The 10,718-nt window shown below is 70.4% G+C and carries 10 protein-coding genes; all 10 read left to right on the top strand.

Going from position 1 to position 10,718, the window contains the following annotated elements; genetic code table 11:
• The first annotated feature begins 5 nt into the window (after positions 1-5).
• The 10 genes from ACIREO_RS22850 to ACIREO_RS22805 all read left to right on the top strand — a co-directional run bounded on the left by ACIREO_RS22850 (position 6) and on the right by ACIREO_RS22805 (position 10,303).
• Positions 6-644, top strand: a complete 639-nt coding sequence (locus tag ACIREO_RS22850) for a M15 family metallopeptidase (RefSeq protein ID WP_404113169.1) — start codon at positions 6-8, stop codon at positions 642-644.
• A 97-nt stretch (positions 645-741) separates the two neighbouring features.
• Positions 742-3,081 carry a methyltransferase, FxLD system gene (gene fxlM / locus ACIREO_RS22845; protein WP_404113167.1) on the top strand — a complete coding sequence of 780 codons (2,340 nt, stop codon included), beginning with the start codon at positions 742-744 and terminating at the stop codon, positions 3,079-3,081.
• Positions 3,078-3,632, top strand: coding sequence for an AAA family ATPase (locus tag ACIREO_RS22840; protein ID WP_404113165.1), 555 nt, complete (start codon positions 3,078-3,080; stop codon positions 3,630-3,632). Before fxlM ends, ACIREO_RS22840 begins: the two co-directional genes overlap by 4 nt.
• Positions 3,633-3,657: 25 nt before the next feature.
• Complete coding sequence (gene hemC / locus ACIREO_RS22835; RefSeq protein ID WP_404113163.1) at positions 3,658-4,617, top strand: hydroxymethylbilane synthase; 960 nt, start codon at positions 3,658-3,660, stop codon at positions 4,615-4,617.
• A 214-nt stretch (positions 4,618-4,831) separates the two neighbouring features.
• Positions 4,832-5,680, top strand: coding sequence for a glycosyltransferase family 2 protein (locus ACIREO_RS22830; protein ID WP_404113161.1), 849 nt, complete (start codon positions 4,832-4,834; stop codon positions 5,678-5,680).
• A 71-nt stretch (positions 5,681-5,751) separates the two neighbouring features.
• Positions 5,752-6,498 carry a PIG-L deacetylase family protein gene (locus ACIREO_RS22825; RefSeq protein ID WP_404113544.1) on the top strand — a complete coding sequence of 249 codons (747 nt, stop codon included), beginning with the start codon at positions 5,752-5,754 and terminating at the stop codon, positions 6,496-6,498.
• Between the two features lie 99 nt (positions 6,499-6,597).
• Positions 6,598-7,713 (top strand): NUDIX hydrolase, encoded by a 1,116-nt coding sequence (locus ACIREO_RS22820; RefSeq protein WP_404113159.1) that lies wholly within the window; start codon positions 6,598-6,600, stop codon positions 7,711-7,713.
• A gap of 99 nt (positions 7,714-7,812) precedes the next feature.
• The gene (locus ACIREO_RS22815; protein WP_404113157.1) at positions 7,813-8,769 is read left to right on the top strand and encodes an endonuclease/exonuclease/phosphatase family protein; all 957 of its coding nucleotides are present in this window, start codon (positions 7,813-7,815) and stop codon (positions 8,767-8,769) included.
• A complete protein-coding gene (locus ACIREO_RS22810; RefSeq protein WP_404113155.1) occupies positions 8,769-9,383 on the top strand; it encodes a 2'-5' RNA ligase family protein in 615 nt (204 codons plus the stop codon). Before ACIREO_RS22815 ends, ACIREO_RS22810 begins: the two co-directional genes overlap by 1 nt.
• Before the next feature lie 23 nt (positions 9,384-9,406).
• Positions 9,407-10,303, top strand: coding sequence for a hypothetical protein (locus tag ACIREO_RS22805; protein ID WP_404113153.1), 897 nt, complete (start codon positions 9,407-9,409; stop codon positions 10,301-10,303).
• The last annotated feature ends 415 nt before the right edge of the window (positions 10,304-10,718 follow it).

Below are 10,718 nucleotides of genomic sequence, written 5' to 3'. Positions count from 1 at the left end.
TCCTGATGGCTGACCCGCGGGTGGCCGCCATTCCTGTGGACGACTGCGGCGAGCCTCTCGTCGATGTCCGCTCCGGCCCGACCGCACTGCTGGTCGATGACCGCAGGAGCGACCCGGACGGGGCCTTCGCCCACTTGCGTCAACGCGTCCGCGACCAGTTGCTGGATGCGCAGCGGCGACTGCCCGAAGGTCTGCGTCTGCTGGTCGTCGAGGGCTACCGACCCCCGGCCTTGCAGCAGACGTACTTCGAGCGGTACGCGCAGAGCCTGCGTGCACTGCATCCGGGCTGGACGCCGCAGGAGGTGCGGACCGCTGCCAGCCGCTACGTGTCGCCCCCGGAGATCGCCCCGCACAGCGCCGGCGCCGCTGTCGACCTGACTCTCGTCGACGCTTCGGGCCGGGAGCTGGACATGGGGACAGCGATGAACGCCAATCCTGAGGACAGCGAAGGTGCCTGTTTCACGGACGCTCCGAACATCTCCGAGTCGGCCAGGGCGAACAGGGCGACGCTCACCACCGCCATGTCAGCGGCACACTTCGTGAACTATGCGACGGAATGGTGGCATTTCAGCCTCGGGGACCGGTACTGGGCTCTGCTGACGGAGCAGCCGGCCGCGCTGTACGGGCTGAAGAACTGGACCTGAATCGTCCGGGCGGGCGCGAGCGCTGGCTTCGGTGGCCGCCCGCAGATGCGGGGTGAACAGACCTGATGAACAGCATGACGACGAGGAGAGCAGAGCGTTGAGGCAGGTCCGAAAGGAAGCGTGGCAGGAGCACTATCACGGGGGTCAGGGGTTTCGTCCTCTGAGTGACGCTGAGCGGGCATTGCTGTCCAAGCACGTCCCGGCGCCCGAGGGTGGACGGGCCCTCGATGTCGGATGCGGGACGGGCGAACTTGCCGTCGCGCTGGTCGGCATGGGCTATCAGGTCGACGCGGTCGACTTCACCGAGGGCGCGCTCGCCCGGGCCCGTGCGGAGTACCCCACAGTGCAGGGGGTGCGCTGGCTTGGCCTGGACATCGAGCACGACGCACTGCCCAGCCCGCGTGAGGGGGACGAGGGCGGATACGACCTGGTCGCCATGCGGCTGAGCGCCGCCTTCTTCAGAGATAGAACGTCCGTCCTGCATGCTCTGGGCGCGCAGTTGCGCGAGGGCGGCGCGCTCGTGGTCATCACGCCGGTCGTGGAACACACTCCGCCAGAGCGGCGGCATATCGCACTGGACGAGGATGAGCTCAGCTTGATCACGGACGGTTTCGACGAGGCCGTGAGGTTCGACGCGGAGGGCCTGGCGGTGCTGGTGCTGCGCGGGGCGGGCGGATCGTTCACCGCGGTGGAGAAGGGGCGTCCCACCCCGCAAGCGGTGGTGGGTGCTGCGGCCGTGGTCACCGATGCCTCCGGGCGGGTCCTGCTGGGCCGCTCCACCCGTGGCATGTGGGAGCTCCCCGGAGGCCGCATCGAGAAAGGCGAGTCCGCACAACGCGCGGCCGTAAGGGAGCTGGCGGAGGAGACCGGGCTGACAGCCCGGGAAGAGAATGCCCACGTCATCACGGTCCTGCACGACGACCGGCTGGACATGCGCCGCATCTCCCCGGTGGTCCGCATCACCGGCTGGGACGGCGAACTCGTACTGCGGGAGCCGGAGAAATTCATCCGCTGGGAGTGGCACCCCCTGCACACTCTGGCCACCCTGGGAACGATTTTCCTGCCCTCCGCCCACTCGCTGAACGCGGTCTGGCCGGGAGTTCTGCCGGGGCTGCCAGCCGTGCACTCCTACCCGTGCATCTCCGCTGTCCCGCCTGTGCCGGGCGAACCGGCCGAGGCGATCCGGCTGCGCGAGCGGATGGCGGACATCGTGATTCAGAAGAGCTGGGCACCCTCCCCGAGGGTCCAGGCCGCGCTCCGCGAGGTACCCCGGCACCGCTTCGTACCCGAGACCCCGCTTGAGACGGCCTACCACGACGACCTCGCCGTGGTGACGGTCCGGGAAGACTCCGGAACGGCGGTCAGCTCGGTCTCGGCGGCCTGGCTTCAGGCCGACATGGCCGAGCAACTCCGACTGGAGCCGGGCATGAGCGTGCTGGAGGTCGGGGCCGGCGGGTACAACGCGGAGTTGCTCGCGCACATCGTCGGGGAACGCGGCCGGGTGGTGACGGTGGATCTCGATCCGTATGTCGTGCACCGCACCGCGCGGCTGTGCGCGGAGGCCGGGAGCGGTCGCGTCACGGCCGTCCTCGGCGACGGCGGCCAGGGTGCGCCCGGACACGTGCCCGCAGGCGGGTTCAACGGCGTGATCATCACTCACAACGCGACGGACATCGCCCCGGCCTGGCGCGATCAACTGGCCGAAGGCGGAAGGCTGGTCGTCCCCCTGGAGGTCGGCGGCTACACCCGCTCGATCACCCTGGTCCGGCGCGGCGACATCCTGCGCTCGCAGCACTGGACGTACTGCGGGTTCGTGCGGGATCGCGGCGCCGCCGCACGCACCGCCCCCGTGGCCCATCTGGCCGGCGGGGCCGTCACGGTGCGGTGGGAGCACGGCGTCCCGGATGACACGAGGGGGCTGGAGGAGGCCCTGCGCGGGCAGCGGCATGAGCTCGCCACGGGCTTCGTCGTGGCCGGTCAGTTCAATTTCGAAACGCTGCAGCTCTTTGCCGCGAGCACTCTTACCGGGTTCTGCCGGCTGACCGTGCCGGAGGGCTCCGAACTCGTGACGCAGCGGGACGCGGCCGCGGTCGTGGCCGACGGTTCTCTCGCCTATCTGACCCACGTCAAAATTCACGATGCGCCTGAACCCGGTGCCTCCCGCACGGAGTTCTACATCCACGCCTACGGACCGGCCGCCCCGGAGCTGGCGCAGCGGTTCGCCGCGTGCGTGCGCACGTGGGACCGGGAAGTGCGGGCGAGCGGGTACCCGCCCTTGAGTGTCCACCCGGCCGGGACCCCGGACGATCAGCTGCCACCCGGTGACGTGCTGGACAAACCCGCCTGCCGGCTGGTCTTCCGCTGGCCCGGCCGTGACGCTCAGGTGCCCAGGCCAGTTGCACCGGCCGGGGCCGTCGCCGCAGCGGAGAGAGCATGATCGTCTGGATCAACGGCCCGTTCGGCGGGGGCAAGACCCAGCTCGCCGCCCTGCTGCACCAGGCATTGTCCGGGTCCGTCGTCGCGGACCCGGAAGAGGTCGGATCCCTGCTGCGCCGCAGCATCGCCGACCACCCCACCAGGGCGGCGGACTACCAGGGCTACCCGGCCTGGCGCGCCCTGACCGTGCACCTGGTCACCGAACTGCACCGGCACACCGGTGGGCCCGTTCTTGTCCCCATGACGGTGCTCGACGAGGGCTACGCCGACGAGCTGTTCGGCCCTCTTCGGACGCTCGACGCGCACTTCCACCATCTGGTGCTTCACGCCGAGCGCGTAGCACTCGCCGAGCGGATAGAGGCGAGCCGGGAGTACCCCGGTGACGCCACGCGCAGCGAGGCTGTGCGGATCCACCGGCGGCGCCGGGCCGTCGACTACCGCCACGCCGCGGATACCTGGCTGCACCGGAGCGGGCACGTCATCGACACCACCACCTACACCCCCGGCCAGACCCTGCAGTCGGCCCTTGCTCTGCTGCACACCACCAGCTGACCCATCTCGAGAGCCGGACCACCATATGAACAGCACCGTCACCACCCGGCCGCTACGGCTGGGCACCCGGCCCAGCCCCATGGCCATGGAGCAGACCGCGCAGTTCGCCGGCCTCTTCCGGGCTCGTCACCCCGGGGCGTTCCTGGAGATCGTCACGATCGTCTCCGAGGGCGACCGGCACGGCGGCCCGCTCAGCCAGATCGGCGGAAAGGGCGCCTTCACCCGCTCCGCCGACACCCGTCTCCTGGACGGCCGGGTCGAGGCCACCATCGCTTGCGCGAAGGATCTGCCCAGCCCGCACGACCGGGCACCGGACATCACGGTCGGTGCGGTCCTGCCCCGTGAGGACGCCCGCGATGTCCTCGTTCTCCCCTCCGGGCACGCTCCGGCCACGCTCGCCGAACTGCCGCCCGGCACCCGGGTCGGCACCAGCGCACCCCGCAGGGCAGCACTCCTTCGCGCCCTCTACCCCGAGCTGGAACCCGTGGCAATCAGAGGGAACGCGGACAGCAGGCTGTCCGGCCTCGATTCCGGAACTCTCGGCGTCGACGTCATGATCGCCGCACTGGCCGGACTGCACCGCCTGGGCCTTGCCGAACGGGCCTCGCAGATCCTCGATCCAGCCCAGTGGCTGCCCGCCTCGGGCGCAGGGATCATCGTCGTCGAGCACCGCAGCGACGATCCGACCACCGCACACCTACTGGCCCCGCTCACCCACCACCCGACTCGCATCGTGCTGGACGCCGAGCGCGCCGCGCTCGCCACCCTGCACGGCGACTGCTTGACCGCCGCTTCCGTCCACGCCGTCCATGACCCTGCAGCCGGAAGCGTGACCGTCCACGCCGTCGTCCTCGACCCGGCCGGCGGCACCCCGATCCGCACGACCGCGTCCGGACCCGCCACCGACCCGGCCCGCACCGGGCGGCGGGCGGGTAAACAGCTCCTGCACGCGGGAGCGGCCGCTCTCCTGGGCAGCCCGTCATGACGGAGCCCACTGCACGGTACGAAAGGCGAACGGCTTTCACTCCGCGCCGGGATCCGGCCAGCCGCGAACGGATGTGCCGGCCTCACTTCGCGGCCACCACCCTGCTCACGACCAGCACTCCTGTCCCGAAGCCACTTTCGGCAGCCTCATGAACCCGGCCCAGGGGAACACCCCAGCACAGCACCTCCCTGTCGTAGACGTGGTCTTGCTGACGATGAATGACAGGCCAGAGCCAGAACGCGCCGCGCAGAAAACGCTGCTGGCCCAGCACGGTGTCGATCTGCGGATCTGCGTCGTCGGCAACGGCTGCGTCCCCGAAATCGTCCCCGCCGGCGCCCGCGCAGTGGTCCTGGAAACGAATGTGGGCATTCCCGGCGGCCGCAACGCCGGGGCCCGAGCCCTCGCAGAATCCGGGCGGCCGGGCACCTACCTGTTCTTCCTGGACAACGACGCCACCTTCCCCAGAACCGACGTGCTCGCCCGCCTGGTCGCCGAGGCAGACCAGCATCCCGAAGCCGCCTACGTCCAGCCGCGGCTGACCGGCCCTGACGACGTGACCACCCCGCGCCGCTGGGTGCCCCGCCTGCGAGCCGGCCACCCGGACAGGCCCGGGGTCATCACGACGATGACCGAGGGGGTCGTCCTCGTCCGCCGGGACGTCTTCGACGCGCTCGGAGGCTGGGAGGCGAGCCTATTTTTGTACCACGAGGGCCTTGACCTGGGGTATCGGTGCTGGGCGGCAGGATGGACCGGCTGGTACGCGGCCACCCTTCGGATGCACCACCCGTTGACCAGCCCCACCCGCCACGCCCTGTTTCACAGGCTCTCGGCACGCAACCGGATCACGGTCGCTTACCGCAACCTCCCCGGGCCCCTCATCCCCCTCTACCTGACGGCATGGACCACCATCACGCTGGCCCGCTCACTGCGCCACCGCGGAATCCGCGAGTCGCTTCCCGGCATGCGAGAGGGATGGGCCCTGCGCCACGTACAGATCCGCAATCCCATGAGCTGGCGCACCGTGTGGCGCCTCACCAGAGCAGGCCGACCGCCCGTCATCTGATCCCGCCGCCCACGCCCGTTCCCGTCGCCAGCAGGAGGCATTCCGTGACGCCATCCGATCCCACGTCCCTGATGGGCGTATTCGCACACCCCGACGACGAGTCCCTGCTGGCCGGCGGCGTGCTCGCCCAGCACGCCGCCGCCGGTGCCAGCACGGCCGTCGTCACCGCCACCTGGGCGGCGGACAGCGCCCGCGCGGCCGAACTCACCGCCGCATCGCACGTCCTCGGCGCCGGCAAGCCGCGCATGCTCGGCTACGCCGATGCCCGCAACCCCTCATCCGCCCCCGGCCAAGCCCGGCTCGTCGACGCGCCACTCGACGAGGCCGTGGGCCAAGTCGTTTACCACCTGCGGGAGTTCCGCCCGGACGTCGTGGTCACGCACGACGCACTGGGACAACTGACCGGGCATCCGGACCACCGCCGTACCCACCAGATCACCCTCCTCGCCGTCGAAGCCGCAGGACTCTTGCACCTCTACCCCGACGCCGGGCCTCCCTGGCAGCCGCGCGCCCTGTACGCGGCCACCCACCCCGACAGCGGCATCGGTGAGCTGGGGCCCCTGCTGACAGGTGTCGGCAAGAGCCTGCTCAGCGTCCCGGACACGTATGTGACCACGGTCGTCGACATCACCCCGTGGGCGGCGACCAAGTGGCGCGCTATCAGCGCCCACCAAGGCGAAACCGCCCGCGAGCGGTCCCTGCCCGGCATCCTCGCCCGCCTGTCTGAAGAGAGTCGCCACAAGATCATCGGTATCGAATACTTCATCCGTCTCACTCTCGGGCCCGTCCCGGGCGATCCGCGCCGTCTCACTGCCTGACCGGCCGCTGTCGGATCGCAACGACTCCAGGGCAGGCAGCAGGACCTGCCCCAGCCGTCCGATCCCCATACCCGCTCGACCGAAGTCAAGGAGCACTTGATGGATGCGGAACACGAAATCGCCACCGCTCTACCCGGCCAGCCGCTGATGACGGCGGCCGAGTACGCCAGCTCCCGGTACGCGGTCTGGATGAGTGCCGCGGCCCTGTTCACCGATCCGCTCGGCCGCGTTCTGCTGGTGCAGCCCGCTTACCGTGAGCAGTGGCTGCTGCCCGGCGGTGGCGCCGAGCCCGGGGAGAGCCCCGCGCAGGCGTGGGTGAGGGAGGTCCGCGAGGACCTCGGTATGGAGCGGACGCCGGGTCGGCTTCTGGCCGTGCACTGGCTGCCCCCGGATCATCCGGACATCGATGCCGGCATGACCGTGCCCGGTGAGGTCCGGTACATCCTGGACGGCGGCACCCTCACCAAGGAGGAGATGGCGGCGCTGCGCGTGCCCGCCGACGAGTTGCTGGGATTCGAGTTCGTCGACTCCACGCAGGCCCGCGAACGGATGATCCCGGTCGACGGGCAGATCATGCTCGCCGCGCTCCGTGCCCGGCTGTCCGGCACGACCGCGCACCTGGAGAGCGGCCGGCACGTCGGTGAGGTCCCGCCGCTGGACCGCCACGACGTGTATGTCCGGCCCCGGGCCGGTCGCACGTGGCCCTGGCACCCGGAACCGGTGCCGGCGGGGTTACCGGTGATGCAGTCGTGGGGGTGGCTGTTCGTCCCGGACGGCCGCGTGATCCTCGTCGTGGACCCCGGCAACCGGCTCCCCGCGCTGCCGGGAGGAACGGTCGAGACCACGGACACCTCGCCCGAGGAGACGCTGCGGCGCGAGGCGATCGAAGAGGCTCAGGTGACGATCGGCGACGACATCGTCCGGCTCGGCTGGGTCCATGACGCGACGGGGGAAGTCTACGGGGGCATCGGGCCGTGCGCACGCCTCCGCCTGGCGGCCCCCGTCACAGGTGTCGGGCCGGCCGGGGTGGATCCAGCCACCGGCCGCGTCTTCGCCCGGTTGCTTGCCACCCCTGACCAGGCGGCCGCCCTGTTGGGCTGGGGCGAGAGCGGCTACCAGCAGGCCGAACTCGCCGCCCGCTGGGCGCACGAACGGTGGGGTATCCCCCGCGCGGCGGCCGGCCCGGTTACCGAACTCCGCGCGACGCACGTATGAGCGCACCGTTCGCCTCGGCACGCGCCCCGCCCGTGCCGCCGGCCCGTCCAGACCCAGCACACCAGTATCAACCAACAGCCCATAGCAGAAGGGGACTTCGTGCGGACCATACGTCTTGCCAACCTCAACGCCTACAAGCTCGGCCACGACACAATCGACACCGCTTCATGGAAAGCGCGCGTGACCGCCATCGGCGAGATCGCCCCGGACATCCTGGCCCTCCAGGAAGTGATCGTCGACGAGACCCGGCCGTCCGAAGAGTGGGCGACCGAGGCATCGACGGTCATCCAGCAGCTCGCCGCCGAGACCGGGCTGAGCGCGACCACCCTGCGCGCCGATGGCACACCGGGCCCCGCCGCGATGGCCAACAACCTGGCGCGCGGCTGGTACACGGCACTCCTGTGGAACCCCAGCACCGTCAAGCCGGTCGCAGGAGGCTTCCGCCCGTACGGCTCGCCGGACTTCTGGCACGGCTTCACCACGGTGCGCTTCGACATCGGGTCCGCCGAGCCGGTCACGGTCGCCTCGTACCACGGCGATCCGTTCCGCGGGAACTGGCGCCGGGACGAGGCGTTCCGCATCAAGAGCGCCTTCCGCACCACCGGCGGCGCCAAGCCCGGCCTGGTGCTGGGGGATTTCAACGCCCTGTCGGCCGCGAACGTCGGCGGGCCGGAGGGCGAGCAGTACTACGATCCCGAGCCCTACCTCGACCATGACCACGACGACCTGGAATATCAGCTGTTGGAGGGGACGATCGGCAAGACGCAGCTGGCCGACCGCCGCCAGAGCGAGGTCCTCCTGCGGCGCGGGTTCATGGTCGACGCCGCCGCCCATCTCGGGGTGCCGTGGCAGGCGACGGTCGGGCACTGGGAGGACGGGCAGGGTGATCCCGACCCGTGGGGTGCGCGGCGTATCGACCTGGTGTATGCCACCCGGCCCGTCGTGCCGGCCCTGGTCAGCTACAGCACGCACACGAGTCCGGCCGCGAGGGAGGCCTCGGATCATCTGCCGGTGATTTGCGAGATCGACCCGTCCAAGATCTCCGGGGAGGCGTGATGCGGGACTTCTGGGGGACTCACCACTGGTCCGAGGGGGAACGGCGGGTGCACTGGCATCTGTTGTTCGAGGACCAGCCCGCCGTGCACGACTTCGTGCGGGCCCATGCCGACCTTCTTGCTCAGCACGCTGAGTTGAGCCCGGTACCGGCGGAGTGGCTGCACGCCACGCTTCAGTCGGTCGGTCCGCTGACGGCCGGGACAGCGGCCGCGGTAGCGGATGTCGCACGGCAGGCACTGGCCGGGATCGAGCCGTTCGAGATCGAGATCGGACCGGCACAGGCGATCCACAACGGCATCGTGCCGGCGATCTACCCCGAGGACCGGATCTCGGAGCTGTACTGGGCGCTGCGGCGCGCGACCGAAAGCGTGGTCGGCGCGGACACGATGCCCAAGGCCCCCGAGCGGTTCTGGCCGCATCTGAGCCTGGCGTACAGCGGCGCCCAGTGGGATCACGACGAACTGACCCGGGCCCTGGTCAAGCTCCGCCCGCCGCGCCCCCGGATGACGGTGACCCGAGCCGTCCTCGTCGACCAGGAACAGGCCTGGCGCGACAGGTACACGTGGACGGTGATCGCCGAAGTACCGCTCGGCAAAGGCGGCGCTCAGGCGTAGTCCTTTCCCCGTCGGCTGCACCGATGCGTGCCGCCCCTGACCTCAGTACGAAGACGATGAAAGGCAATCCTGTGCAGATAGCGACCGGGGAACTCTCCGGCGGTGGCCGCCCGTCCGAGGACCGCATCCTCGTCAATGCCGACTCCACCCTGGTGGTCGTCCTCGACGGCGTCTCCACCCTCACCGATGACACCCCGCGCGGCGGCTGGTACGCCCAGACCCTCGGCGAGGAGGTCATCTCCGTTCACGAGCGCGCCCAGCACCTCGACCTGCGCGCCACGCTTCACGAGGCCCTCGCCACGGTAGCCGGCAAGTACAGCCTGGTCCCGGGCGCCTCGCCGGCGGCCACCGTGGCGATCGTGCGCCGCCGCCCCCACGACCACATGGTCGACGCGCTTGTACTCTGCGACACGCCCGTGGTCGTCGAGCAGCGCGACGGCTTCGAGGTGCTGCGCGACGAGCGCCTGGAGACCCTCGTCCGCCGCTCCCCCGCCCGGGACGTCATGTTCGAACAGCTCCGCGCAGGGTGCGGGTTCAGCGCTCCCGAACACCGCCGGGTGATTCAGCAGTTGAGGGGCCACCAGATGCAGCACATCAACCAGGTCGGCGACCCGCTGGCGTACTGGGTGGCCGAGGCCACGTCGGCGGCTGCCCACCATGCCGTGGTGCGTTCCTGGCCGGTCTCGGACATCAAGCGCATGTGGGTCATGACGGATGGTGCCCTGGCCGGTGTCGAGCCCTACGGGCTCTGGTCCTGGGACGCGTTCGCCGACGCCTGCACCGCGATCGGACCCCAGCAGGTGGTCGAGACCATCCACGCCTACGAGCACGACGACGACCCGAGCGGCATCAAGCACCCCCGCTACAAGGTGTCCGACGACAAGGCCCTCGCGTGCATCGGCTTCGAACCGGCGGCATGAGCAGCCCGATGGCGGTCTGGGCGCAGGGGCCCGGCGAACCTGGCCGGGCGCCCGCTCCCGTGAAGCCACCGTGGGGGCGGAGCTGAGGAAGGAGACCAGATCGTGAAGATGTTCGCTCCGTAGTTCAGGGGGCCGCCTGGCCCGACGGGCTGAAAGATTCTGCACGTCTACCTGCTGCTGTTCGATGCGTGGTGCCGTCGGGCGCAGTCGGTTCTGCGGCCGGAGCCGGCCCTGGTGGCCCAGGCAGTGGCTTATCAGATCACCACGGTCTTCGACGCCGCGGACCTTGTGGCCGGATATGACGCGCGCCCTCTGGTGCGCGACAACCAGAGCCTCGGCACCAGCCGATGAAGGCGGCGCCCGGTTCTGCCTCGGCCACGCCTGACAGGGGGCGTGACCGAGGCAGAGCGGGGGC

It is taken from the genome of Streptomyces sp. NPDC102441 (assembly GCF_044765585.1).
GTDB lineage: Bacteria > Actinomycetota > Actinomycetes > Streptomycetales > Streptomycetaceae > Streptomyces.
Note: the sequence above shows the minus strand (reverse complement) of the source record. Positions and strands in the feature narration are given on the sequence as shown.